Source organism: Cyanobium sp. ATX 6E8 (genome assembly GCF_024346335.1).
Classification (GTDB): domain Bacteria; phylum Cyanobacteriota; class Cyanobacteriia; order PCC-6307; family Cyanobiaceae; genus Cyanobium_A.
In genome coordinates this window covers 110,760-133,633 of the sequence record NZ_JAGQCT010000001.1, presented here as the reverse complement: position 1 = coordinate 133,633, position 22,874 = coordinate 110,760, and the positions used below count along the sequence as shown (strand labels likewise).

The following is a 22,874-nucleotide window of genomic DNA, read 5'->3' as shown; positions in this document are numbered from 1 at the left end:
GGCCGTTCACACCTGTTGCGACCCTATTCCGGCAGCCCATCACGGGCGGCACCGGGCAGGATGGGGACATTCAGGCCGCCCACGCCGCCATGGCACTGCGCCTCCCCCCCTACAAGCCGTTGCCGGCTCCCAAGCCGGGATCGGCGCTGGTGGAGGTGCCGATCGCCCAGCTGCGGCCGACCCAGCTCTGCGTGGGACTGGCGGAAGTGCACAGCCGGCTGCGGGATTTCAGCGCTGAAAATGCCCGCGAACGGCGCTCCTATCTGGGCAGCAAGCCGGTGCCCCTGGTGCGGAACCGCCGCGGCGACGTTTGGATGGTCGACCGCCACCACCGCCTGCGGGCCCTGATCGAGATGGAGCCGGAGGCCACCGCCTTTGGCTATCTGGTGCTGGAGCTCGACACCGACGACCACCACGACGTGCTCGAGGCCCTGCACCGCCGCGGCTGGCTCTACCTCTATGACGGCCGCGGGCTTGGCCCCCTGGCCCCCTCAGCCCTACCCGAAATGCTCACCGGTCTGCAGGACGACCCCTACCGCAGCCTGGTGTGGAAGCTCAAGCAGGAAGGGGTGCTGGCACCCGCCCCGCTGATTCCCTTCCACGAATTCCGCTGGGGGGCCTGGTTGCGCAGCCGCCCCCTGCCGCCCTTCAGCTCCGAGCAGCTCGAGCCCGCCCTGCCCCGCGCCCGGGCCCTGGCCCGCTCCAGTGCCGCCTCCCACCTGGCGGGCTGGAAAGGCACGCCTTAATCCCCGCGCCGCGTGATCGCAAGCTGGCTCAGCGAGACCCCCCTGGCGGTGTTTGCCCTGCTGCTGGGGGTGAGCGTGTTGGTGCCACCGCTGGTGCGTCGGCTCCATCTGCCAGATCTGGTGGGTCTGCTGATGGCCGGAGTGCTCATTGGCCCCTTCGGCCTCGGCTGGCTGAACCAGGAGGAGCCCACGGTGAAGCTGCTCTCCGATGTGGGCGTGATCTACCTGCTGTTCATCGCTGGGCTGGAGATCGACCTGGCTGAATTCGCCCGCATCCGCCTGCGCTCCTTTCGCTTTGGGCTGCTCACCTTTGCCCTGCCGATGGCCGGCGGCTTGCTGCTGGGGCTGGGCTTTGGCTACTCCCTGCTGAGTGCCGTGCTGATCGGCTCGATCCTCTCCTCCCACACCCCCCTGGGCTACCCGATCGTGCGCAGCTACGGGGCCATGCGGGAGGAAGCGGTCACCGTCGCCATCGGCGGCACGATCCTGACCGACATCGCCGCCCTGGTGGTGCTGGCCTTGTGCATGGGCCTGGCCCGAGGGGATCTGACCGCAATTGGGGTGGTGGCCCTGCTGCTGCGGGTGGTGGTGTACGCCGCCCTGGTGGTGCTGGTGATCACCCGCGTGGGCAAGACCCTGGTGCAGCGCAACGTCAACAACGACAGCCCGTTGTTTGTGGCGGTGCTGCTGGCGGTGTTTCTGGCGGCCCTCGCCGCCGAACTGGCCGGCGTGGAAAAGATCGTGGGTGCCTTCCTGGCAGGCCTGGCTGTGAATGCGGTGTTGCCGGAGGGGCGGGTGAAGGAGCAGGTGATCGTGGTGGGAGCCACCCTGTTCATCCCGGTCTTCTTCATCGACCTGGGGCTGATGCTGAATCTGCCGGTGTTTGCCCGCACCATGGCGGGATCGCTGTTTGCCCTGCTGCTGATCGCCATCCTGATCGGCAGCAAGGGGCTCGCCGCCTGGTGGGCCGGACGCCTCTACCGCTACAACGGCGCCCAGATGCTGACGCTGTGGTCGCTGTCGTTGCCCCAGGTGGCTGCAACCCTGGCCGCCACCTTCGTGGGGTTCCGCGGCGGGCTGCTGGATGAGCAGATGCTCAACAGCGTGCTGGCCCTGATGGTGGTGACGGCCAGCCTGGGACCCTGGCTCACCGCCCAGGCGATGCCCCGGTTGGGGGCAGCGGCAGCTGCCGCTTTAACGCCCGCCAACGACGGCCAGCTGGCCTTGCGGCGGAGGGGTTTGGCGGTGCTGGTGCCGATCGCCAACCCGGAGCAGGAGCGACGTTTGCTGGAGCTGGCCCGCCTGCTGGCTGGGATCGACACCGCACCTGCAGGCCGTGCACCCGCAGGCCGGTTGCTGCCGCTCAAGGTGGTTGCCCCTGAGCGGGCCGCAGCCGGCCGCGCCTGGCTGCAACAGGCCCAGGCACAACCAGTGGGCGAGCGTCTGCTGCGGGTAGACAGTGATGGAGCCCTGGGCATCGCCCGGGTGGCCCTCGAGCAGGACGCAGATCTGGTGGTGATGGGGCTGGCAGCACCCGACCACCTGGGCCGCCGGCTCTTGGCTGACTGGCTGTTTGGCGATCTGGTGGATGCCACCTGCCGCCTGGTCTCCTGCCCGGTGGTGGTGGCCCGTCTGCTGCAAGACCCCTGCGCCAGCCAACGCCTGCTCGTGCCCTTCAAGGACCTCGGCGCCGCTGCCCTGGAGCAGTTCCAGCTGGCCGAGCGCCTCGCCACCAGCAGAAGCCAAGCCGGAGCCAGCACGGCAGCCCAGGCTCGAGCGACGATCACCGTGCTGCACCTGCACGACCCCCACCTGCCGGCTGCCGAGCGCGATCAGCTCCACACCCGCCTGCAGCGCTGGGGCGAAGGGCCGGTGCCGGTGGAGGTCGTGCTGCAGCCGAGCCAGGCCATCGAGGCTGATCTGCTGGCAGCCAGCGCCAGCCACGACCTGGTGATCCTGCGCTCCCAGCGGCGGGTTGTGGCCGGCCTGCCGATTGCCGCGAGCGACCGGGTGGGTCGGTTGCTGCGCCGCCTGAACTGCTCCACGCTGGTGATCAGCGATCCCCTGCGCAGCTGATGCCCTACCGCCACCTGCTCGTGCCTACCGACGGCTCCGAACTCTCCGGCAAAGCCGTGCAGCAGGCCGTGGAGCTAAGCCAAAGCCTCGGGGCGCGACTCACCGTCTTTCACGTGCAGACCAACTTCCCGATCTCTCTGGTGGGCGTGGGCGAACTGGTGGATCCCCACACCGTGGATGCACTGGTGACAGCTGCTCGGGACAACGCCCAGCAGATCCTGGCGGAAGCCGCGGCCGTGGCCCAGGCCGCGGGGGTGCCCTGCGACCAGGACACCGTGGTGCACGCCCTGCCCAATGCGGCAATCGTGGAGGCCGCCGGCCGCCATGGCGCCGATCTGATCGTGATGGCCTCCCACGGCCGCCGCGGGCTGGAGGGGATGCTGCTGGGCAGCGAAACCCACCGGGTGCTCACCCACAGCGCTTGCCCGGTGCTGGTGGTGCGCTAAGACCTATACGCTGCCCCCCAGTGCAGTAGGCGAGCCGGTGGCCAAGGACGAAGCGAGCAGGGGCGAGGAATTGCTGGCCCTGGGCTGGACCGCCGAAGAGGTGCGCCAGTACGAAGAGCTCTGGGAGTACCGCCAGCGTTGGGGCGCCATCAACCTGGAGCCGGAAGATCGGGTGTTTCTGCGCCGGGCGGAGGCGGCCCTGCCCAAACGGGCAGCCAGCGGCAAGGGCTCACTGAAAAAGTCGCTGAAGGAGAAGTCGCACTACCGCTGGCTGCGCTTCTACTGCGACACCCTCCAGTCCGAGGCCGAGCGGCTGGGGCTGCAGCCCGGTGAGGAGGCGGCCTGGGTGATCCTGCTGGAGGAGGAGCTGCGCGCCCTCGACCATTACGAGCCCGTGCTGGGGCTGCCCGACACCCTCAAAGCGAAGGAACTGGCGCCGGCACGGGAGGCCTGGATCGAAGCCGTTGCTGCGCAGGGCCGGGAGCTGAGCGTCGATTTCGACGCGCCGCTGCAGGCGCTCAAGCAACAGGAGAGCACCAGCTGGAAGCCGCTGCGTAGCGAAGGAGCGCGCACCTATCCGGTGCTCGCTGCCGATGCCGCCGCCGCCTTCCGCACCACGGTGCGCCGCGAAGTGGCCCAGAAGATCCGGGCGACTTTCCCCTCGCTGCAGGACAGCGACAAGCCCGAACCCCCGAGCGACTAGGGCGCCGGGGCCCCGGCGCTGGCCTGCACCCGCACCGAAGGCACCTTCCAGATCCGCTCGGCGTAATCGCGGATCGAGCGATCGCTGCTGAAAAAGCCGCAGCGCATCGTGTTGTACAGGGACATCCGGGCCCAGCGCCCACGATCGAGCCAGGCTTCATCGACGGCGTTCTGGGCGCGGCGGTAGTCGGCCACATCGGCCATCACCCGGAAGGGATCGTGGCTGGTGAGGCTGGCCAGCAAGGGGTGGAAGAGCTCGCCATCCCCCTCGCTGAAGTAGCCCGAGCCGATCAACTCCAGGGCCTGGCGCACGGCCGGGTCCTGCTCGATCCAAGGCATCGGGTGATAACCGCTGTGGCCCAGCTGCTCGATCTGCTCTGCGGTGTGGCCAAACAGGAAGAAGTTCTCCGCCCCAACACAATCGTGGATTTCGATGTTGGCCCCATCGAGGGTGCCAATCGTGACCGCACCATTGAGAGCCATCTTCATGTTGCCGGTGCCGGAGGCCTCCTTACCAGCAGTGGAGATCTGCTCGGAGAGATCCACCGCCGGATACACCAGCTGGCCCAAGCTGACGCTGAAGTTGGGCAGAAACACCACCTTGAGGCGGCCATCCATGGCCGGATCCATGTTGACCACGTCGGCGATACCCACCAGCAGCCGGATGATCAACTTGGCCAGGGCATAGCCCGGAGCCGCCTTGCCTCCAAACACAAAGGTGCGCGGCGGCAGGTCTTCACCGGCGCGGATGCGCAGATAGCGCTCCACGATCTGCAGGGCAGCCAAGTGCTGGCGCTTGTATTCGTGGATGCGCTTGACCTGCACATCAAACAGAGAGGTGTGGTCCACCAGCACCCCCAGCTCGCGGCGCATGTACTGGGCGAGGCGCTGCTTGCCGAGATCCCGCACCGCCTGCCAGCGCTCCAGGAACGCAGGGTCGTCGGCAAAGGCGGCAAGCCCTTGCAGCTCCTCGAGGTGGGTGCGCCAGCGATCGCCGATCACCTCATCGAGCAGGGCCGCCAGGGGTGGGTTGGCCACCGCCAGCCAGCGCCGCGGTGTGACGCCGTTGGTGACATTGGTGAAGCGCTCCGGCCAGATCCGGGCCAGATCAGCAAATAGGTGCTGCTTAAGCAAGGTGCTGTGCAGCTCGGCCACGCCATTGACGTGGTGACTGCCCACCACCGCTAAGTGGGCCATGCGCACCCGGCGCTGCGGGCCCTCCTCAATTAGGGAAATGCGCTGCAGGATTTGAGAATCGCCGGGATAGCGAATCCGGGCCATGCGCAGGAAGCGGGTGTTGATCTCGTAGATGATCTCCAGCTGGCGGGGCAGCAACTGCTCAAACAGCTCCACACCCCAGGTTTCCAGGGCCTCAGGCAGCAGGGTGTGGTTGGTGTAGCTGATGCTGGCGGTGGTGATCGACCAAGCGGTATCCCAATCGATGCCGTACTCATCCATCAGCAACCGCATCAACTCAGCCACGGCGATGGCTGGATGGGTGTCGTTCAGCTGCAGCGCAAACTTGCGGTGGAAGTCGGTCACCTCCAGCCCCTGGCCCCGCAGGATGCGGAACATGTCCTGCAGGGAGCAGCTGACGAAAAAGATCTGCTGGGAGAGGCGCAGTCGCTTGCCCTGGTCCAGCTCGTCGTTGGGGTAGAGCACCTTTGAAAGGGTCTCCGCCTGCATCTTGCGCAGCACGGCCCTGGTGTAGTCGCCGGCGTTGAAGGAGGCGAAGTCGAAGGCCTCGGGAGCCACCGCCGACCAGAGCCGCAGGGTGTTCGCTGTGTTTACGCCGTAGCCCAAAATCGGGGTGTCGTAGGCGACGCCGATCACGGTGTGTTCACCGATCTGCACCGGATAGCTCCACTCCGGCCGGATCACCTCCCAGGGATTGCCATGGGACAGCCAGGGATCGGTGCTCTCCACCTGGCCGTGGGGGGTGATCTGCTGGCGGAAGATGCCGAATTCGTAGCGGATGCCGTAGCCGATCGCCGGCAGCTCCAGCGTGGCCATCGACTCCTGGAAGCAGGCTGCCAGCCGTCCCAGGCCGCCATTGCCCAGGCCGGGTTCGGGCTCTTCGGCGATCAGCTCCTCAAGGTCGAGCCCCAGGGTGCGGCACGCCTCCCGGGCCGCGTCCACCAGGCCCAGATTCACCAGGTTGTTCTCCAGATGGGGGCCGAGCAGGTATTCAGCCGAGAGATAGGTGGCCGTGCGCACGCCCTCACGGGTGTAGGTGTCGGCCGTGTCCACCCAGTTTTTGAGCAAGCGATCCCGCACCGCCAGCGCCAAGCAGCGGTAGTGGTCGTGGCGGGTGGCCAGGGAACTGGATTTGGCCTGGCTGAAGAAGAGATGCCGCTGGATCGCTTCCACCAGGGCCTGGCTGTCGGCTGAGGCCATACCAGGCTTCCTGCAAAGCGCAAGTCTGCAGGCCACGGCTGAATTGCGCAGGGGCGCGGTCACGGAGTCCGGACACGGGGCTGAGGCAGGCGAGCCCGACGAATTGCGCCAGCGGTATCAACCGCGGCAAAGCCCGGGGGGGCTAACGGCTTTGGGTGGGTTTATGTGATGTTCCATGGCGAACTTCCCCATGCCTTCCCAGCCCCGTCTGCAAGCCCTCGAAAAGATTCTCAGCCGCCCCATCGCCAGCACCACTCCAACCCAGTCGCTCGATGAGCTCTGGGCCAGCGACGTCTTCAGCCTCGACAAGATGAAGGCGGCGCTGCCGAAGGAGATCTTCAAGTCGGTGCAGCGCACCATCAACGAGGGCAGCAAGCTCGACGTGTCGGTAGCCAACGTGGTGGCTCAGGCGATGAAGGAGTGGGCCACGGCCCGCGGCGCCCTCTACTACTCCCACGTTTTTTATCCGCTCACCAACTCCACCGCCGAAAAGCACGACGGCTTCATCTCCCCCCAGGGCGACGGCACGATCATCACCGAGTTCACCGGCAAGGTGCTGGTGCAGGGTGAACCCGACGGCTCCTCGTTCCCTAACGGCGGCATCCGCTCCACCTTCGAGGCCCGCGGCTACACCGCCTGGGATATCACCAGCCCCGCCTGGCTGATGGAGACGCCCAATGGCGTCACCCTCTGCATCCCCACGGTCTTCGTGTCGTGGACCGGCGAGGCCCTCGACAAGAAAACCCCCCTGCTGCGCTCGATCGCCGCGGTCAACAAGCAGGCCCAAAGGCTGCTCAGCCTGCTGGGCGAAACCACCATCGCCCCGATCAACTCCAGCTGCGGCGCCGAGCAGGAATATTTCCTGATCGACAACGCCTACGTGCCCCTGCGCCCCGACCTGTTGCTGGCCGGCCGCACCCTGTTCGGGCGCCCCTCCGCCAAGGGCCAACAGTTTGACGACCACTACTTCGGCGCCATCCCGGAGCGGGTGCAGGTGTTCATGCAGGAGGTGGAGCGGCAGATGTACCGCCTGGGGATTCCGGCCAAAACCCGCCACAACGAGGTGGCTCCTTCCCAGTTTGAGATTGCGCCGTTCTTCGAGGCGGCCAACGTCGCCACCGACCACCAGCAGCTCACCATGACCATCCTTCGCAGCACGGCGAAGAAACATGGTCTGGCCTGCCTGCTGCACGAGAAGCCCTTCGCCGGCATCAACGGCTCCGGCAAGCACGTCAACTGGTCGATCGGCAACGCCACCCAGGGCAACCTGCTCGATCCGGGCAAGACGCCCCATGAAAACCTGCAGTTTCTGATGTTCTGCGGAGCGGTGATCCGGGGCGTGCACATGTATGGCCCCCTGCTGCGGGCCGTGATCGCCACCGCCAGCAACGACCACCGCCTCGGCGCCAACGAAGCGCCCCCAGCAATCATCTCGGTGTATCTGGGCAGCCAGCTGGAGGATGTGTTCAACCAGATCCGCGAGGGCCGGCTCTCCAGCTCAGCCCTGGGCGGCGTGATGAACTTCGGCGTCGACACCCTGCCGGAATTCGACAAAGACGCCGGCGATCGCAACCGCACCTCGCCCTTCGCCTTCACCGGCAACCGCTTCGAGTTCCGCGCTGTCGGCTCCAACCAATCGGTGGCTGGCCCGCTGGTGGCCCTCAACACCATCCTGGCCGATTCCCTCGCCTGGATCTCCAGCGAACTGGAGGCCAAGCTGGGCAGTGGCTACGGCCTGGAGGAAGGGGCTCTGGCCGTGCTCAAGACCCTGATCGAACAGCACGGCGCCGTGGTGTTTGGCGGCAACGGCTATTCCGATGAATGGCACCGCATGGCCGTGGAGGAGCGGGGCCTTGAAAACCTGCGCACCACCGCCGATGCCCTACCGGTGTTGGAGCGCCCGGCCATCCGCGAGTTGTTCGAGCGCACCGGCGTTCTCTCGGCCGTGGAGCTGCAGAGCCGCTTTGAGGTTTACGCCGAGCAATACATCCTGGCGATCGATGTGGAAGCCAAGCTGGCCGTCCAGATCGCCCGCACCCAGGTCTACCCGGCTGCGATCCGCTACCTCGGCGAACTCGCGGAATCTCTGCAACTGCAGAGTTCCCTAGGCATCCAGGTGTCCCCGGAAACCTCCAAGGAGGTGGCGGGACTGTGCCAGTCGTTGATGGACATCAGCGGCCAGCTGCAGAGCGCCATCGACCATCCCCCCCACGGCACCGAAGCCCATTTGCACTACAGCGCTGACACGCTGGTGCCCTTGATGGCGGAACTGCGTGCGGTGGTGGATGGTCTGGAGGCCCTGGTCGACGACAACCTCTGGCCCCTGCCCACCTACCAGGAGATGCTGTTCGTGCGCTGAATCACTTCAGCACCGTCACTGCGGGAACACGTCAATGCTGGCGCGTTCGCGGTAACTGGGGTCGGCCATGGTGTCGACCTCAAACCAGGTCCAGGTGGCACTGGGTTCGGGAGACCGGTTGAGCAGTGGCCACTCGATGCGCCGGCGCTGGTAGGTCAGCCCCACGCAGGTCAGGGCCTCGTCGTCGGCCATCAGCGACCACAGCACATGCACCTCGCCGCGGGCGTAGGCGATCGGGCCCTCCTGAATGCCCTGCTCCGGCAGCCAACCCGGCGCCAGGGTCAGGGCGGTCTGGTTGTCCCAGCAGAGGTAGCTGCCGTTTTCGGTGGGATAAAACCAGCAGGTTTCGTTGGCTGCTTCAGCCAATGGGAAGCGATCGAGCAGCTGCACGGTCTGCACCTGAAGAGGTGGCTCCTGCCCCTGCCGCGGCATGGATCCAGCAGCCGGGCCGCTCAAGGCATAAACACCGATCCACAGGCTGGCCACATCCAGCTGGGTCACCACCGCGTCACAGATCAGGCCGCGACGGTCGCCCGCCCCCCCGATCGGATTCTCTCCCGCAATGGTGGCGGAACCACTGCTCACCAATTCATCAAGGCTGCTGTCCCATGGCTCGGGCAAGCGGAACAGCCGCAGCGCCCTGCCCCGATCGGGCCCCAGCTGCTGGGACGCCACCAGCGCCTGCCAGTCGACGCCATCGCCTGGAAGCTCCGGGCTCCGGGCGAGCACAAAGGCAAGGGAGTGGAGCATGGGAACGAACGGAACATCGGGCCGCCAGACCAGGACCCTAGAAGCCCTGCCCCAACACGGTGGTGTTGATCGCTGCAGCTCAGAGCGGTCGCAGGACCAGCTCGACGATCACAAAGCCCACCAGGGCCAATAGCGCCAACAGGGAGGGCAGCCGCACCAGCTCTCCACCCCCAAAGCCTCAAATCAACCTTAGGAGCCCTGAGCGCCCCCGTCTGAGGACCTGAGAGACAGGGCCTGAGAGACTGAACTCGTGCGCTCGTCCCAAGCCCGGCCCATGACCAGCCGTGACGGCGGCTACCGCACCGCCATGAGCCTGCTGGTCCTGATCGGGGTGGCGATTAGCTTGCACCTGTATGCCGTGCGGGTGAAGGACGTCAAACCCTCGCGAAGCCTGCCTGAAACCACCCTCAGCCGCACCGGCAAGACCACCATTCCCAGTTCCCAATCGAGACGCATCCAACAGCTGATCCGCCGCTGAACGTTCAACGCACAACGTTCAACGCTCAAAGGCCAGCCCCACCAACGAACCGGCGTTGCCCTTGAGCTGCCAACAGCCCTTCACGTGCCGGTAGCCGCACCCACGGCCGTGGGCCTGGGTGATCAACACGCCATGGCCCCCTGGGGGCAGATCAAGCTGGGGCGCGACCCACACCGCCACCCCACCGGCACTGAAGTTGGCAATCTCCACAGGGATGGCGGGCAAGGCGCGACCGTCCCACGGCAACCACCCCTCCATGGGTTTCTCAACAGGCCAACGCTGCCCCTCGCGTTGGTTGAAAGGACCCAACCCAGCCGCCCGGCTCCGCCCTGCCCCGAAGGACGCCGGGCTGAATCGAAACCTGGACAGAGACCCCATACAACCTCCTGCGCGAGATGAACGGAGCGCACTGGACTGAGCGCACTGGGACGGGCGCACTAGGCGGAATTCACTTGGATGTGGGCCAAGCACACAGAAGCCAGCCGTGGCGAGCTGTTCACTCCTTTTCTCAAGGCTAGACCCATTTGCGTGCCCCCTGGGGGCTTTGCGAGAGTGGAAAGATTGCCGCAGAGCCAATGCCCCAGACCCTGCGACCCAATCCGATGGGGCTGGTGCCCACCACCCCTGCCGGGGGGCAGGACCCGCGAGATGGAGAGGGGTTCGGCAGCAGCAGCCGCAAAGGCTTTGGCGGATCGGGGCAGAGCCGCAGCAGCCGGCGCAAGGGCGTCCGTAAACGCAGCCCGGCCCTGAGCAAGGCCGACTGGGGGCCCCTCGGCAAGCATCCCGACCGTGAGGCGATCGTGGCCCGGCAGCGCTTGCATCTCCCCCTGGCCGGTCGCATCAGGCCCGACGACGTCAACCGGGCCTGGAAGAGTGCGGCCGCCGAACACCACCCCGATCGCGGCGGCAGCCACGACACGATGCAGCGGGTCAATGGCGCCCGAGATCTGCTGCTGGGCCGCAGCAGCGACTGAGCCAACAACACCCCGGCCAATGCCGCCAGAGTGAAGCTGAACTCCGGGGCGAGACGCCATCGACAGCGCCGTACCCCTTGTGCTGGTGCATGGGTTGCTGGACAGCCCCCGGGTGTTTGACGGACTCAAGCGCGCCCTGGGCGAGGGGCGGCACCCGCTGCTGATTCCCGATCTGCCGCTGCGGCTGGGACTCACCCCGGTGCCGGAAGCTGCAGAACTGCTGGGGAGCCACATCGAAGCCGCCTTCGGGCTCGACCAACCCGTGGATGTGCTGGGCTTTTCAATCGGGGGCGTGATCGCCCGCACCTGGATTCAGCTGCTGGGAGGGCACCAGCGCACCCGGCGCTTCACCAGCGTGGGCAGCCCGCAGCAGGGCACCTTCACGGCCCAACCCTGGCCGGGGCGCCTGCTGGCGGGCATTGCCGATCTGAAGTGGGGCAGCCCTCTGTTGGCGCAGCTCAACGGCAACCTCGACAACCTGGCAGGGATCGACTGCTGCAGCTTCTATTCGGCCATCGATCTGGCCGTGCTGCCGGGCTGGCGGGCGGTGCTGCCGGTTGGGCGCATCCAGATGCTGCCGGTGTGGGCCCATCCCCAGTTGCTGCGCTCTCCCCAGGCGATCGCGCCGCTGGCGCAGGAACTGTTGCGGCCGTGATGGGTGAGCACACCACACTCCCCATGGCGGCCCTCACCAGCACCCTGGGCTGGCTGCTGTGGAGCGTGCTCGTGGGCGCCACCGCCAATCGGCTGCCCTCCGGATGGCTGGCGCGCGACCACTGGTTTTGGCGACGGCCCTGGCACGAACAAGCCCGCAGCTTCGAGGGCCGGCTGGCGATCCGCCGCTGGAAACCCTGGCTGCCGGATGCCGGCACAGCCCTGCCGAGCGGTGTCGCCAAAGCCAGCCTGGTGGGGCGCGATCAACGCAACCTAGAGCGGCTGCTGCTGGAAACCAAGCGGGCCGAGTGGGTGCACCTGGTGCTGTGGCTGTTCTGGCTGGTCACGCCCCTGTGGCTGCCGCCGGCGGGGGTGCTGATCAACCTGGCTTTCGCCACCCTGTTCAATCTGCCCTGCCTGTGGGTGCAGCGCTACAACCGCCTGCGGCTGCAGCAGCTGCTGACCCGCCCCTGATCTGGGCCCAGATCAGGGGCCCAGATCGGTAGCCGCGCAGATCACCTCCACCACCAGCCCCTCATCCTCGCTGTGCTGCGCAACGTGCAGCCGGTGGAGGCCCGCTTCGAGCCAGAAGTGGCTTGTGGCCTCATCGAAGTAGGCCAAACGCCGCAGCGGAATCAGGAGGCAGAGCCGCTGGGAGCCGCCGGGTTCGAGGGCCAACCGGCCAAAGCCCACCAGGGAGCGCCGGGGGCGCTCCAGCGCCAGGCCAGGCGGCTCGACATACACCTGCACCACCGCCTCGCTGGCCACGGCGCCGGTATTGGACACCACCACGGCCACCTGCAGCGGGCCCCCATCCGCCAGCTCGGCCACCGCATCGCTGAGCTGAAACGTGGTGTAGGAGAGGCCGAAGCCAAAGGGGAAGGCGGCGGGATGGCCGTCGCGTTGCAGGCGGCGGTAGCCATGCCAGAGGTCGTAGCGCACCTGCCGGGCACGGGGCTCAAAAGCGGGCCAGTGGTCGGCGCTGGTGGGGATGGCGAAGGGCAGACGGCCGGAGGGGGACACCCGGCCAAACACCACATCGGCCAGGGCCTGCCCGCCCCGCTCGCCCGGATACCAGAGCAGCAGGATCGCCGGCACCGCCTGGCGCCAGGCCTCCATCAGGATCGCGCCGCCGCCTATCAGCACCACCACCGTGCGGGGGTTCGCCGCCAGCACGGCCTGGATCAGGGCCACCTGCTCGGCGGGCAGGGCGAGCTCGGTGCGATCGCCGGCGGCGAAGTCGCCCCCCTGGCGGGCCGAGCCGTAGCTGGTAACAGCCGCAATCGCACGGGCCACCGGCGGCCACCAGCGCTGCAGCAACGGGTGGGGTGGGGGCATCTGGCGCAAAATCGGCGCAATGTCGCCGGGGTGGATGTGCTCCCCCTCCAGGCGCCAGTCGAGGCCGAGCACCAGCAGCGCCGCGTCACAGTCGGCGGCCACGGCCACGGCCTCCTGGAGGCGCTCACCGCTGGCATGACGCACGGCGCCGGGTGCGGCGGCGGCCCGCAAGCCCTGCAGGGGCGTCACCACCACCCCCGGCTCAGGCCGGGTGTCGGAGGAGCCGCGATCACCCAGGTTGGCCACGGCGGCCAACGGGCCGATCACCGCCAGCGACCGACCCGGATCCAGCGGGAGCAGGGCCGGGTCGTTTTTGAGCAGCACGATCGCCTTGGTGGCCGCCTCCCGCGCCAGGGCCCGGTGCTCCGCGCAGCCCCGCAGGCTGGCGGGGTAGTTGCCCTCCGGCACGGCCAGCTGCACCCGCAGCTGGCGCAGCACGGCGTCATCGAGCCGATCGAGCGGCAGCTGGCCATCGGCCAGGGCCGCCTCGAGGCATCCCGCAAAGATCATCCGGAAGGGCATCTCCAGGTCCTGGCCCGCCAGCACCGCCGCCAGCCCATCTCGCACCCCGAAGATGAAGTCGGTCACCACGAAACCGCGAAACCCCCAGCGGCGCTTGAGGATCGCCGTGAGCAGCTGCGGGTGCTGACCGCACCACATGCCGTTCACCTGGTTGTAGGCGCTCATCACCGAGCCCGCCCCGGCCTCGACGCAATCACGGAAATGGGGCAGGTAGAGCTCATGCAGCACCCGCTCACTCACCTGCACATCCACCAGGAAGCGGGAGCTGTCGATCGAGTTGAGGGCGAAATGCTTGACGCAGGCCACCGCATGGCGCTGGATGCCGCGGGTCATCGCCGCGCCAAGGGCGCCGAGCAGCACCGGGTCTTCGCCGTAGGTCTCCTGGGCCCGGCCCCAGCCGGGATGGCGCAGCAGGTTGACACACACGGCAGCTAGCCAGTTGGCGCCAAAAGCCCGGGCTTCCCGCGCCATAGCCGCGCCGATCCGCTCCTCGAGGTCGACGTCCCAGCAGGCGCCGCGGGCGATCGGAGGCGGGAAGGTGGTGGCTCCGCCCTTGAGCACCACCCCTCGGGGGGCATCAACAAACTGCAGCCCTGTCGGCCCCAGCCGGGGAACAGCGCCCGCCGGCCAAGGATGCACGTGGGAGGCATCGCGGCTGGCGATATCGGCCATGCCTGGCCAGAAGTCGGTGTCACCCTCCAGCAGAGCCAGCTTCTCAGCGCTGCTGAGCTGGGCCAACAGATCCCGGGCCCGGCGCTCGATCGCTTCAGCTCCCCCCTCTGGCGACGCCGGCACGGGATCCCTCCCTGGCTGCCCTGACGCTAGGAACGCTGGCCGGCCCCAGCTGACACAACACTCGCCAACACAAAAACCCCCAACGCAACAACGCCCGGAGCGTGGGCCCCGGGCGATTGTCTGCTCAGCCGTGGTGCCGACCCTCGGGGGTGCGGGCGCAGCTGCGCGAGGTTTTTGCTTGGAATTCAGATCAGGCGATCTGAGAATCTTCAGTTGTGGTCGGAGCTGCCGGCGCTGGCACCTGGGGCCAGGTGACAAGTGGGACGTCCCGTTTGCATCCGGGGCACCTGAAGCGGTGCAGTGGAGGCGTCAAGCCAAAGGACGTCAGAGATCCATCGAGAGTGTTGGAGCAGGGGCCGGATCGTCAGCGCGCTCCTGATGACTGCTCAGGGGGGGTGTCTTCCATCTGTGGAGCCTCCGAATCCCGATGCACACAACTTCGCGCCGTCAGCAGCCCCTGACAACCCCGGGAGGCGTGGCAGCAACGGCTCTTCACCAATGAAGATCCAACTTCATGAAGCGGCCCGCTCTGCTGCTGGGGGCATGCTTCACCGCCAGACCTGAAGCCATTCAGCCGCCGTGTGGGCGACCGTCAGACCGGCAAGAACCGCCCTGTTGAAATGGGTCGCCTGAGATTCGAACTCAGGACCAATCGGTTAAAAGCCGAGTGCTCTACCGCTGAGCTAGCGACCCGCGCCCGTTGGGCACCTATGGAACGTATCACCCAGCGGCAACCTCCTCCAAGGGGCAGGGATCAGCCGGGAGAATGCCCGAACGTGCTGGTACGACGGATGAGCAGCGATCCCTGGTGCACCAGTTGGCCCGAGCCCCGCATCGATCCCGGGGCCTGGGTGGCCGACTCCGCCGTGGTGATTGGCGATGTGCAGCTCGCGGCCGGCGCCAGCCTCTGGCCCACCGCCGTGGCCCGCGGTGATGTCTGCCCGATCGTGGTGGGCGAGGGCAGCAACGTGCAGGACGGCGCAGTGCTGCACGGCGATCCAGGCCAGCCGGTGACCATCGGCGCCGATGTCACCATTGGTCACAGGGCGGTGGTGCACGGCGCCACCCTCGAAGACGGCTGCCTGATCGGCATCGGCGCCATCGTGCTGAACGGGGTGACCGTGGGAGCAGGAGCGCTGGTGGCCGCGGGCTCGGTGGTGACCCGCGATGTGCCCGCCGGAGCGCTGGTGATGGGGGCGCCGGCCCAGCCGAAACGGGACCTCAGCCCCGAAGCCCAGGCGGAGCAACGCCAGCACGCCCGCCGTTACCGGCAGCTGGCTGAGGCCCATGCCCGGGCCGCACGGGGAAACGGATGACGACAAATCCAGGGCCTGGCGAACCGCAGACAGAGCGAACTCCTTAAGATCGCGTGATCTTGTTTCTCTGCCTTCCATGGACGCACGGCTGGTGCTGGTTGCCGCTCCCATCCTTCTGGCCGCTAGCTGGGCCGTGTTCCACATCGGCCGCGCCGCCGTGGGTCAACTGCAGCTGATGCTCAAGCGCGCCCGCGCCTGAACCTGTTCCCCCTGAGGCGATCTGCAAGCCCATGGTGTTAGTGGTCGGTGCCGGCCTCGCCGGCACTGAGGCGGCCTGGCAGATCGCCTCCGCCGGCATCCCGGTGCAGCTGGTCGAGATGCGTCCAGTGCGGCGCTCCCCTGCCCACCACAGCGCTGAATTCGCCGAGCTGGTGTGCAGCAACAGCTTCGGGGCTCTGAGCAGCGACCGCGCCGCAGGGCTTCTGCAGGAGGAGCTGCGTCGCCTCGGCTCCCTGGTGATCCACACGGCCGACGCCCATGCGGTGCCCGCCGGCGGAGCCCTGGCGGTAGACCGGGGCCGCTACAGCGCCGCCCTCACCGCCGCCCTGGAGCAGCACCCGCTGGTGACGGTGGAGCGAGGCGAGCACACCGAGCTACCGGGGCCCGGTGAGATCGCCGTGCTGGCCACCGGGCCGCTCACCAGTGAGCCCCTGGCCGAGCAGCTGCGGGCCTTCACGGGCCGGGGCGACTGCCATTTCTTCGATGCCGCCAGCCCGATCGTGGAAGGGGAAAGCATCGACCTCTCGGTGGCCTTTCGCGCCTCCCGCTACGACAAGGGCGATGCCGACTACATCAACTGCCCGATGGACCGGGATCAATTCCTGGCCTTTCGGCAGGAGCTCCTCAACGCCGAGCAGGCCGAGCTCAAGGATTTCGAGCAGGAGAGCGCCCACTTCTTCGAGGGTTGCCTGCCGATCGAGGAGCTGGCCCGCCGCGGCGAAGACACGATGCGCTACGGCCCGCTCAAGCCGATCGGCCTCTGGGATCCCCGCTGGGGTGATGTGAACGACCGCGATGTGCGCCGCGCCAAGCGCGCCTATGCCGTGGTGCAGCTGCGCCAGGAAGACAAGGACGGTCGCCTCTGGAACCTGGTGGGCTTCCAGACCAACCTCAAGTGGGGCGAGCAGAAGCGGGTGCTGCGGCTGATCCCGGGGCTGGAGAACGCCGAATTCGTGCGCTTCGGCGTGATGCACCGCAACACCTTCCTGGAATCGCCCCAGCTGCTCGATGCCACCCTGCAGTTCCGCAGCCGGCCCACGCTGCTGGCAGCAGGCCAAATCACCGGCACCGAGGGCTATGCGGCGGCCGTAGCCGGCGGCTGGCTGGCGGGCACCAACGCGGCCAGGCTGGCCCAGGGCCAAAAACCCATCAGCCTGCCGCCCTCCACGATGATCGGCGCCCTCACCCACTTCATCGCCGAGGCCCCCTGCGGCGGCAAAGGCAAACGGGGCGGCTTCCAGCCGATGCCCCCCAATTTCGGCTTGCTGCCGGAGCTGCCCACCCGTATCCAGGGCAAGCGGGAGCGCTATGGCGCTTACCGCGATCGGGCGCTGGCGGATCTGGCCCCCTTCGTAGGGTCAGCCTCACCTGCCGCTGCCCTCCGGTGACCACCACCACCACCCCCACCTGGGATGTGATCGTGATCGGCTCGGGCATCGGTGGCCTGGTCACCGCCTCCCAGCTCGCCGCCAAGGGGGCGAAGGTGCTGGTGCTGGAGCGCTACTTGATCCCCGGGGGATCGGGGGGAAGTTTCAAGCGCGAGGGCTACACCTTTGATGTGGGCGCCTCGATGATCTTTGGCTTCGGCGAGAAGGGTCACACCAACCTGCTCACCCGGGCGTTGGCCGATGTGGGCCAGCACTGCGACACGGCACCCGATCCCGCCCAGCTCGAATACCACCTTCCCGGCGGACTCAATGTGGCCGTCGACCGCGATTACGAGTGCTTCATCGCCGATCTCACCGCCCTGTTTCCCCACGAGGCCTCGGGCATCCGCGCCTTCTACGACACCTGCTGGCAGGTGTTCAACTGCCTCGATGCGATGCCGCTGCTGTCGCTCGAGGATCCGGCCTACCTGGCCAAGGTGTTCTTCCGGGCGCCGCTCGCTTGTCTGGGCCTGGCCCGCTGGCTGCCGGTGAATGTGGGTGATGTGGCCCGTGCCCACATCAAGGATCCGGCCCTGCTCAAGTTCATCGACATGGAGTGCTTCTGCTGGAGCGTGATGCCGGCGGATCTCACGCCGATGATCAACGCGGGGATGGTGTTCTCCGATCGCCATGCCGGCGGCATCAACTACCCCAAGGGCGGCGTTGGGGTGATCGCCGAGAAGCTGGTGGCGGGGCTGGAGATCCATGGCGGCGCGATTCGCTACGGCGCGCGCGTCACCGAGGTGCTGATCGAGAACGGCGCGGCCGTGGGCGTGAAGCTGGCCAGCGGTGAGGCCTTGCGCGCCCAGCGGGTGGTGAGCAACGCCACCCGCTGGGACACCTTTGCAGGAGAGGGCGGCAGCGAGGGCTCCGTGGCGCGGCCGCTGGTGGATGAAGCCCACACCCCCAAGAGCGAAACCACCTGGCGGCGCCGCTACAAACCCTCACCCTCGTTTCTGTCGCTGCACCTGGGCATCGACGCGGCCGTTGTGCCCGAAGGGTTCCACTGTCACCACCTGCTGCTGGAAAACTGGGCCGAGATGGAGGCCGAGCAGGGGGTGGTGTTCGTGTCGATGCCCACCCTGCTCGATCCCTCCCTGGCCCCAGCAGGCCGCCACATCCTGCACAGCTTCACCCCCAGCTCCATGGAGCACTGGCAGGGGCTCTCCCCCTCTGCTTACCGCGCCAAGAAGGAGGCTGACGCGGCGCGGCTCATCACCCGCCTCGAGGCGATCCTGCCGGGCCTGAAGGGCGCCATCCGCCACCAGGAGGTGGGCACCCCCCGCTCCCACCGCCGCTTCCTCGGCCGTATGGGCGGCAGCTACGGCCCGATTCCGGCGCTGCGGCTGCCAGGCCTGCTGCCGATGCCCTTCAACCGCACCGGCCTTCAGCACCTGTATTGCGTGGGTGATTCCTGCTTCCCGGGTCAGGGGCTGAATGCGGTGGCCTTCAGCGGCTTCGCCTGCGCCCACCGCATCGGCGCCGATCTGGGCCTCAACCCCTGGGCATTGCCGGCCTGAGGTCAGGTGTCGCTACCGGCCTGAGCGATGACGGATCACCGCCCCACGCTCCCCCGAGTCGCTGCATAACCTTGTTGAGCGGTCGTTTCCCTGCTTGATGCCTAACTCCCCCACCCCCAGCTCGGCAGACCTTGCCCGCTACCTGGAGCAGCGGGGTGAGCTCGGCAAACCCTGGATGCTGCAGCTGCTGCGGCTCACCAAGCTGAAGGAGGCCAAAGACACGATGGATCCCGACGCCTACCTGGCCAGCCTGCAGGAGGCCCACGCCGACCTGATGCGGCTGGGCGAGTTCTGGAAGGGCCGGGAGCAGGAGGTGTTCAGCGGTCGCTATCAGCCCTCGGCGTTGATCGAACCCCTGCCCGGCTCCCCCGAAGACCGATGAGCGGCGGCGGCCCAGCCAGCGCCAGCGACCGCTACCCGATGGCGCCGCTGATCCGCTTCACGCTGATCGCGCTCTACTTCGCCCTGGTGGCGCCCCTCCCCTGGCTGGCACCACCAGAGCTGAAACTGGCCCTCTGGCTGGCCCTACCCCTCGGGCTCGCCCTCGTGCTGGCCGCCACCAGTGAAGCGGTGGATCTGAACGCCGAGGGAATTCGCGTTGGCCACCCCGACTGGTGCCGCTGGCTGCTGCGGCGCGGCTGGAGCCTGCCCTGGGGCTCGATCCGCGGACTCACACCCGTGGCCACCAGCCAAGGGGGCCGGGTGTTTTATGTGCGGAGCGAAAATGGATCGGCCTTCCTGCTGCCGCAGCGGGTTGCCGCCTTCGACGAGTTTCTGGGCCGCTTCAACCGGGAAACGGGCCTTGACACCAGCGCCATCGGCCGGATCAGCCCGCCCTGGACCTACCAGCTCCTGGCCGGGCTCAGCGGGGCCATGGTGCTGGGAGAGCTGGCCTGGGGCCTGGCGCAGCGCTGATCAGGGACGCTGAGCAGCTGAGACGTTGGGCGGCCGATCAGACCACGCTGTTGAGCGGCTGGCGGGCCGGCTCTTCTTCGGCAGCAGGCTCGGGCAGGGTTTCAAGACTGAAGCGATATCCCTGCTGGCGCATCGTTTCGATGCCGCCGCCCTCACCCAAGCCAGCCTGCTCAAGCTTGCGGCGCAGGGTCAGCACCTGGGTGTCGACCGAACGGGGCCCACCGCTGAACGGCGGCCACGCCATCCGCAACAGCTCCTGACGGCTGCGCACCACCCCTGGCGGCATCAACAGGGCGCAGAGCAGGGCAAATTCCCGAGGGCTCAGCTCCACTGGCTGGTCACGCAGGGTCACCTGGCGCAACAACACACGCACCTCCAGCGGCCCGACGCAGACCCGCTCCTGCAACCCCGTGCCGCTGCGGCGCAGCAGGGTGCGGCAGCGGGCCGCCAGCTCCTCGAGGCCAAAGGGCTTGCGCAGCACGTCGTCGGCGCCGGCATCGAGCAGGGTCACCACCGGCTCGGAGCCAGTGCGGGCGGTGAGCACCATCACCGGGCAGCGCAGCTGGGCCGCCAAGCGCAGGGCCGAGCTCTCATCCAACAGTTCGGCGCTGATCAGCAGATCGGGTGATTGGTCCTGGCACACCTCCAGGGCTTCGCGGGCGGTGGCCACGGCCGCCGCCAGGAGGCCGTCCTGCCGCAAGCGTTGTGCCAGCACCGTGCGCAAGGTGGCGTGCGGATCAACCACCAGCACCCGATGGGGCTGCGTTCCAGACTGGGGCGCCTTGGGGCTGGCTGGCTGGCTCGTTGACAGGCTGGATGGCGGTGGCGAAGGGGTTGAGCTGATGGGGTGACAGTTGTTAATGGCCCCAAGGCTAACCGTGCCGGCCAAGAGAGCCACGTATCAGGCGATGCGGTTGTTCTTCCGATCACACCCCCTGGCCTCAAGGGCCAGAATGGTTAGAGGGTTGATGACCCCATGACCGCGCTCCAGCACCCCGAAGCCATCCGCCACTTCCAATCGCTGTGCGATGCCTGCCAGGAACTGGCCCATCGTTTCCACAGTCCAGCGGAACTGCGTCTCTACGCCGATGGCTATCTGCACGCCCTGCGGCGCACTGCCGTATTGGATTCCCTCACCCAGCGTCGGCTTGAGGAGCTGATCGACCGCTGGATCCAGGATCCCTCCAGCTTCGTTGGACCGGATGGCGATCCCCGCAGCCTCTACGAATCGGGCCGCTACTGATCAACAGCAGCGAGCTGAGCTCCGGCACTGCTCAACTGGCCAGGGCGATCTCGAGCTTTTCGCGCAACTCGCCCGAGTTGTACATCTCGATCAGGATGTCGGAGCCGCCGATGAATTCCCCTTTGACATACACCTGGGGAATCGTGGGCCACTCGGAAAACTCCTTGATGCCCTGACGGATGTCCCCGTCGGAGAGCACGTCGAAGGTTTCAAACGGCACGCCGGCTGCATGCAGGATCTGCACGACGTTGTTGGAGAAGCCGCACTGGGGCATCAACTTATTGCCCTTCATAAACACGAAAACAGGACTGCTGGCCAGCAGCTCCTCGATGCGTTGGCGGGTGGTGGCGTCCATGGACTCAGGCGGGAGTGGAGGTTTGAAGGGCCAGGGCGTGGATCGCTTCGCTGGCCAATTCCTGGCGCAGGGCGCCGTAGACCAGTTGGTGCTGCTTCACCCGGGTGAGGCCATTGAACGCCGACGACACAACCGTCACTTGGAGGTGGTCACCCCCCCCGGTCAGGTCCTCCACGTCCACGCAGGCGTCGGGAAGGGCCTGGGTGATGGCGTCTTTCACCTGATCGGGATGCACCATCGAGCCAGTGTTGCAGCGAACGACCGGAAATCTAAAGGCCTCAGTTGCCCGGTGTCACCGCGGCACCGGCGGTGTAGGGGGTGGAGGCAAAGCCGATTTCTACCAGGTTTTGATAGGCCTTGCGGCCCTCCGGATTGGCCGGGGTCATCACCTTCACCACTTCCACCAGCAGCGGCACAGCCACTTCAGGCTGGTTCTGACGACGGAACACAGCTGCCAGGCGCAGGTTGGCCTGGGCCATGGTTTCCAGGGCCTCGCGGCCCTTCTGATCCATCTCCCGGGGTATGCGGGCGTCCAGGCCCCGGAAGGAGCCACTCAGGTCGCGGTAGAAGCCCAGCAGACGGCGGCAGGCGTCGCGGGCCTGGTCGTAGAGCTTGCGCGCTTCGGCCAGGTTGCCGCTGGCGGCGGCGGCATCACCCCGGGCTAGCAGGGAGCGCACCGCGTCCAAATTGAACGGACTGCCCGATGACTCCAGGGCCTTCTGGGGCTCTTGCTGGGCCTGCACTCCCACCGGCACCAGGGGAGCGACAAGGGCCATTACAGCCAAAAAGGAACCGCAGATCAGGCGGGACGGCCTACGCACAACCAGTTAACACAGACCCAAAAACTCTAGAGCGCGAGACCAACTCGACCCCGCGCTTGGGTTTCGGCCTGCTGCAACGCAGTGGTGAGGTGATCGGTGAAGGCGATCGCCGCCTCCCGTCCCTGACCCTCCAGGGTGAGCGGTGGGCCGAAGCAAAGTGCTGCCCGGTCACGCCATCGGGGCAGGCTGTGGCTGTAGGCAATGCCCACCGGCACCACCGGCACCACCACCCCCTGGCCCGCCGCCAGCAGGGCCAGGCGGGCCAGGCCCTGGTGCAGGCGCAGGGGCGAGGGTTCCCGTTGGATACGGCCCTCAGGAAACACCACCAGCTGCTGCCCGCCGGCAAGCAGGTCGACGGCGTAGCGCAGGCTGGCCATAGAGGGACGGGTCTGGTTCACCGGAAAGCAGCCCAGACGATGCAAGAACCAGCCCTGCAGGCCGCGCATCTCATCCACGGTGACCATGAAGCGGCAATCCCGGCCGGTGACGCGGCGGCCGGCGGCATGGGGCAGCAAGAAGGCATCCCAGCGGGCCCGATGGGTGGGAGCCAGCAGCACGGGCCCGGAGGTCGGCAGATGCTCCCGGCCCAGCACCTGAATGCCGCGAAAAAACAGGCCCAGGGCGATGTCCTGGCTGGCCACCATGGCCAGCGGCGACAGCCAGGGGCTGATGCCGTTGCAGAGCCCCCGTTCCCGCACCTGGTGGAGAGAAACAGAAGGGGCCGATTGCGCCGCCAACAACCACGTCAAGGAGGGAACTTTGACGCTAAGGGCAGCGGTTGCCACCCCGGCTTAGCTGCGGGCAGTTAGGCCGGCGTCCAG

At 67.4% G+C, this 22,874-nt stretch carries 25 protein-coding genes and 1 tRNA gene; 16 read left to right on the top strand and 10 right to left on the bottom strand.

Features of this window, described 5'->3' with window-relative positions:
- Positions 1 to 89: 89 nt before the first annotated feature.
- The 4 genes from KBY70_RS00740 to KBY70_RS00725 are packed head-to-tail and all read left to right on the top strand — an operon-like array spanning position 90 to position 3,971.
- Positions 90 to 746 carry a ParB-like protein gene (locus KBY70_RS00740; protein ID WP_094559349.1) on the top strand — a complete coding sequence of 219 codons (657 nt, stop codon included), beginning with the start codon at positions 90 to 92 and terminating at the stop codon, positions 744 to 746.
- 12 nt (positions 747 to 758) lie between these two features.
- Complete coding sequence (locus KBY70_RS00735) at positions 759 to 2,822, top strand: cation:proton antiporter (protein ID WP_315859665.1); 2,064 nt, start codon at positions 759 to 761, stop codon at positions 2,820 to 2,822.
- The gene (locus tag KBY70_RS00730) at positions 2,822 to 3,268 is read left to right on the top strand and encodes a universal stress protein (RefSeq protein WP_094559350.1); all 447 of its coding nucleotides are present in this window, start codon (positions 2,822 to 2,824) and stop codon (positions 3,266 to 3,268) included. Before KBY70_RS00735 ends, KBY70_RS00730 begins: the two co-directional genes overlap by 1 nt.
- A 37-nt stretch (positions 3,269 to 3,305) precedes the next feature.
- Entirely contained in the window at positions 3,306 to 3,971 is a 666-nt protein-coding gene (locus tag KBY70_RS00725; protein ID WP_094559351.1) for a hypothetical protein, read from the top strand.
- On the opposite strand, the gene KBY70_RS00720 is transcribed toward KBY70_RS00725, so the two are convergent.
- Complete coding sequence (locus tag KBY70_RS00720) at positions 3,968 to 6,367, bottom strand: glycogen/starch/alpha-glucan phosphorylase (protein ID WP_254987009.1); 2,400 nt, start codon at positions 6,365 to 6,367, stop codon at positions 3,968 to 3,970. The genes KBY70_RS00725 and KBY70_RS00720 overlap by 4 nt on opposite strands.
- A 190-nt stretch (positions 6,368 to 6,557) precedes the next feature.
- Here KBY70_RS00720 and KBY70_RS00715 point away from each other — a divergent pair, with 190 nt between their 5' ends.
- Positions 6,558 to 8,726: a glutamine synthetase III gene (locus tag KBY70_RS00715; RefSeq protein ID WP_254987191.1), complete on the top strand. Its 2,169-nt coding sequence runs from the start codon at positions 6,558 to 6,560 to the stop codon at positions 8,724 to 8,726.
- A gap of 15 nt (positions 8,727 to 8,741) precedes the next feature.
- Here KBY70_RS00715 and KBY70_RS00710 read toward each other — a convergent pair whose 3' ends face one another.
- Positions 8,742 to 9,476: a hypothetical protein gene (locus KBY70_RS00710; protein ID WP_254987008.1), complete on the bottom strand. Its 735-nt coding sequence runs from the start codon at positions 9,474 to 9,476 to the stop codon at positions 8,742 to 8,744.
- Between the two features lie 274 nt (positions 9,477 to 9,750).
- Between KBY70_RS00710 and KBY70_RS00705 the strand changes: the two genes are divergently transcribed.
- The gene (locus KBY70_RS00705; protein WP_254987007.1) at positions 9,751 to 9,954 is read left to right on the top strand and encodes a hypothetical protein; all 204 of its coding nucleotides are present in this window, start codon (positions 9,751 to 9,753) and stop codon (positions 9,952 to 9,954) included.
- 18 nt (positions 9,955 to 9,972) lie between these two features.
- On the opposite strand, the gene KBY70_RS00700 is transcribed toward KBY70_RS00705, so the two are convergent.
- Complete coding sequence (locus KBY70_RS00700; protein ID WP_143592831.1) at positions 9,973 to 10,179, bottom strand: hypothetical protein; 207 nt, start codon at positions 10,177 to 10,179, stop codon at positions 9,973 to 9,975.
- A gap of 350 nt (positions 10,180 to 10,529) precedes the next feature.
- On the opposite strand from KBY70_RS00700, the gene KBY70_RS00695 reads away from it, so the two are divergent.
- The 3 genes from KBY70_RS00695 to KBY70_RS00685 all read left to right on the top strand — a co-directional run bounded on the left by KBY70_RS00695 (position 10,530) and on the right by KBY70_RS00685 (position 12,056).
- Positions 10,530 to 10,928, top strand: a complete 399-nt coding sequence (locus KBY70_RS00695) for a molecular chaperone DnaJ (RefSeq protein WP_233128425.1) — start codon at positions 10,530 to 10,532, stop codon at positions 10,926 to 10,928.
- An 85-nt stretch (positions 10,929 to 11,013) separates the two neighbouring features.
- Positions 11,014 to 11,583 carry an esterase/lipase family protein gene (locus KBY70_RS00690; RefSeq protein ID WP_254987006.1) on the top strand — a complete coding sequence of 190 codons (570 nt, stop codon included), beginning with the start codon at positions 11,014 to 11,016 and terminating at the stop codon, positions 11,581 to 11,583.
- On the top strand, positions 11,583 to 12,056 hold the full coding sequence (locus tag KBY70_RS00685; RefSeq protein ID WP_254987005.1) for a hypothetical protein: 474 nt from the start codon (positions 11,583 to 11,585) through the stop codon (positions 12,054 to 12,056). Before KBY70_RS00690 ends, KBY70_RS00685 begins: the two co-directional genes overlap by 1 nt.
- Before the next feature lie 12 nt (positions 12,057 to 12,068).
- On the opposite strand, the gene KBY70_RS00680 is transcribed toward KBY70_RS00685, so the two are convergent.
- Together KBY70_RS00680 and KBY70_RS00675 are read right to left on the bottom strand one after the other, a co-directional pair.
- The gene (locus tag KBY70_RS00680) at positions 12,069 to 14,237 is read right to left on the bottom strand and encodes a beta-glucosidase family protein (protein WP_254987004.1); all 2,169 of its coding nucleotides are present in this window, start codon (positions 14,235 to 14,237) and stop codon (positions 12,069 to 12,071) included.
- A 621-nt stretch (positions 14,238 to 14,858) separates the two neighbouring features.
- Positions 14,859 to 14,930 (bottom strand) — tRNA-Lys (locus tag KBY70_RS00675).
- A 98-nt stretch (positions 14,931 to 15,028) separates the two neighbouring features.
- Between KBY70_RS00675 and KBY70_RS00670 the strand changes: the two genes are divergently transcribed.
- The 6 genes from KBY70_RS00670 to KBY70_RS00645 all read left to right on the top strand — a co-directional run bounded on the left by KBY70_RS00670 (position 15,029) and on the right by KBY70_RS00645 (position 19,634).
- Entirely contained in the window at positions 15,029 to 15,553 is a 525-nt protein-coding gene (locus tag KBY70_RS00670) for a gamma carbonic anhydrase family protein (RefSeq protein WP_254987003.1), read from the top strand.
- A 76-nt stretch (positions 15,554 to 15,629) separates the two neighbouring features.
- Positions 15,630 to 15,752 (top strand): photosystem II protein Y, encoded by a 123-nt coding sequence (locus KBY70_RS00665; protein ID WP_094559359.1) that lies wholly within the window; start codon positions 15,630 to 15,632, stop codon positions 15,750 to 15,752.
- 31 nt (positions 15,753 to 15,783) lie between these two features.
- Positions 15,784 to 17,160: an FADH(2)-oxidizing methylenetetrahydrofolate--tRNA-(uracil(54)-C(5))-methyltransferase TrmFO gene (gene trmFO / locus KBY70_RS00660; protein ID WP_254987002.1), complete on the top strand. Its 1,377-nt coding sequence runs from the start codon at positions 15,784 to 15,786 to the stop codon at positions 17,158 to 17,160.
- Complete coding sequence (gene crtH, locus KBY70_RS00655) at positions 17,157 to 18,719, top strand: carotenoid isomerase (RefSeq protein ID WP_254987001.1); 1,563 nt, start codon at positions 17,157 to 17,159, stop codon at positions 18,717 to 18,719. The genes trmFO and crtH overlap by 4 nt, the downstream gene beginning before the upstream one ends.
- 97 nt (positions 18,720 to 18,816) lie before the next feature.
- Positions 18,817 to 19,101, top strand: a complete 285-nt coding sequence (locus KBY70_RS00650) for a hypothetical protein (protein WP_254987000.1) — start codon at positions 18,817 to 18,819, stop codon at positions 19,099 to 19,101.
- Complete coding sequence (locus KBY70_RS00645) at positions 19,098 to 19,634, top strand: hypothetical protein (RefSeq protein ID WP_254986999.1); 537 nt, start codon at positions 19,098 to 19,100, stop codon at positions 19,632 to 19,634. Before KBY70_RS00650 ends, KBY70_RS00645 begins: the two co-directional genes overlap by 4 nt.
- A gap of 37 nt (positions 19,635 to 19,671) precedes the next feature.
- Here the strand turns inward: KBY70_RS00645 and KBY70_RS00640 are convergent, their stop codons facing one another.
- A complete protein-coding gene (locus KBY70_RS00640) occupies positions 19,672 to 20,445 on the bottom strand; it encodes a response regulator transcription factor (protein WP_233128444.1) in 774 nt (257 codons plus the stop codon).
- 165 nt (positions 20,446 to 20,610) lie between these two features.
- Here KBY70_RS00640 and KBY70_RS00635 point away from each other — a divergent pair, with 165 nt between their 5' ends.
- Complete coding sequence (locus KBY70_RS00635; RefSeq protein WP_094559365.1) at positions 20,611 to 20,877, top strand: DUF6761 family protein; 267 nt, start codon at positions 20,611 to 20,613, stop codon at positions 20,875 to 20,877.
- A 31-nt stretch (positions 20,878 to 20,908) separates the two neighbouring features.
- Here KBY70_RS00635 and grxD read toward each other — a convergent pair whose 3' ends face one another.
- The 4 genes from grxD to KBY70_RS00615 all read right to left on the bottom strand — a co-directional run bounded on the left by grxD (position 20,909) and on the right by KBY70_RS00615 (position 22,802).
- Positions 20,909 to 21,232, bottom strand: coding sequence for a Grx4 family monothiol glutaredoxin (gene grxD, locus KBY70_RS00630; RefSeq protein ID WP_254986998.1), 324 nt, complete (start codon positions 21,230 to 21,232; stop codon positions 20,909 to 20,911).
- Between the two features lie 4 nt (positions 21,233 to 21,236).
- Positions 21,237 to 21,470, bottom strand: coding sequence for a BolA family protein (locus KBY70_RS00625; RefSeq protein WP_254986997.1), 234 nt, complete (start codon positions 21,468 to 21,470; stop codon positions 21,237 to 21,239).
- 40 nt (positions 21,471 to 21,510) lie between these two features.
- Positions 21,511 to 22,008: a tetratricopeptide repeat protein gene (locus KBY70_RS00620; protein ID WP_254986996.1), complete on the bottom strand. Its 498-nt coding sequence runs from the start codon at positions 22,006 to 22,008 to the stop codon at positions 21,511 to 21,513.
- A 71-nt stretch (positions 22,009 to 22,079) separates the two neighbouring features.
- Positions 22,080 to 22,802: a lysophospholipid acyltransferase family protein gene (locus KBY70_RS00615; RefSeq protein ID WP_254986995.1), complete on the bottom strand. Its 723-nt coding sequence runs from the start codon at positions 22,800 to 22,802 to the stop codon at positions 22,080 to 22,082.
- Positions 22,803 to 22,874: the final 72 nt, after the last annotated feature.

Coding starts and splice junctions, on each gene's coding strand:
- KBY70_RS00740 (WP_094559349.1), top strand. CDS start 90: ATGGCACTGCGCCTCCCCCCCTACAAGCCGTTGCCGGCTCCCAAGCCG.
- KBY70_RS00730 (WP_094559350.1), top strand. CDS start 2,822: ATGCCCTACCGCCACCTGCTCGTGCCTACCGACGGCTCCGAACTCTCC.
- KBY70_RS00720 (WP_254987009.1), bottom strand. CDS start 6,367: ATGGCCTCAGCCGACAGCCAGGCCCTGGTGGAAGCGATCCAGCGGCAT.
- KBY70_RS00715 (WP_254987191.1), top strand. CDS start 6,558: ATGCCTTCCCAGCCCCGTCTGCAAGCCCTCGAAAAGATTCTCAGCCGC.
- KBY70_RS00710 (WP_254987008.1), bottom strand. CDS start 9,476: ATGCTCCACTCCCTTGCCTTTGTGCTCGCCCGGAGCCCGGAGCTTCCA.
- KBY70_RS00705 (WP_254987007.1), top strand. CDS start 9,751: ATGACCAGCCGTGACGGCGGCTACCGCACCGCCATGAGCCTGCTGGTC.
- KBY70_RS00695 (WP_233128425.1), top strand. CDS start 10,530: ATGCCCCAGACCCTGCGACCCAATCCGATGGGGCTGGTGCCCACCACC.
- KBY70_RS00685 (WP_254987005.1), top strand. CDS start 11,583: ATGGGTGAGCACACCACACTCCCCATGGCGGCCCTCACCAGCACCCTG.
- KBY70_RS00670 (WP_254987003.1), top strand. CDS start 15,029: ATGAGCAGCGATCCCTGGTGCACCAGTTGGCCCGAGCCCCGCATCGAT.
- KBY70_RS00665 (WP_094559359.1), top strand. CDS start 15,630: ATGGACGCACGGCTGGTGCTGGTTGCCGCTCCCATCCTTCTGGCCGCT.
- trmFO (WP_254987002.1), top strand. CDS start 15,784: ATGGTGTTAGTGGTCGGTGCCGGCCTCGCCGGCACTGAGGCGGCCTGG.
- KBY70_RS00650 (WP_254987000.1), top strand. CDS start 18,817: ATGCCTAACTCCCCCACCCCCAGCTCGGCAGACCTTGCCCGCTACCTG.
- KBY70_RS00645 (WP_254986999.1), top strand. CDS start 19,098: ATGAGCGGCGGCGGCCCAGCCAGCGCCAGCGACCGCTACCCGATGGCG.
- KBY70_RS00635 (WP_094559365.1), top strand. CDS start 20,611: ATGACCGCGCTCCAGCACCCCGAAGCCATCCGCCACTTCCAATCGCTG.
- grxD (WP_254986998.1), bottom strand. CDS start 21,232: ATGGACGCCACCACCCGCCAACGCATCGAGGAGCTGCTGGCCAGCAGT.
- KBY70_RS00625 (WP_254986997.1), bottom strand. CDS start 21,470: ATGGTGCATCCCGATCAGGTGAAAGACGCCATCACCCAGGCCCTTCCC.
- KBY70_RS00620 (WP_254986996.1), bottom strand. CDS start 22,008: ATGGCCCTTGTCGCTCCCCTGGTGCCGGTGGGAGTGCAGGCCCAGCAA.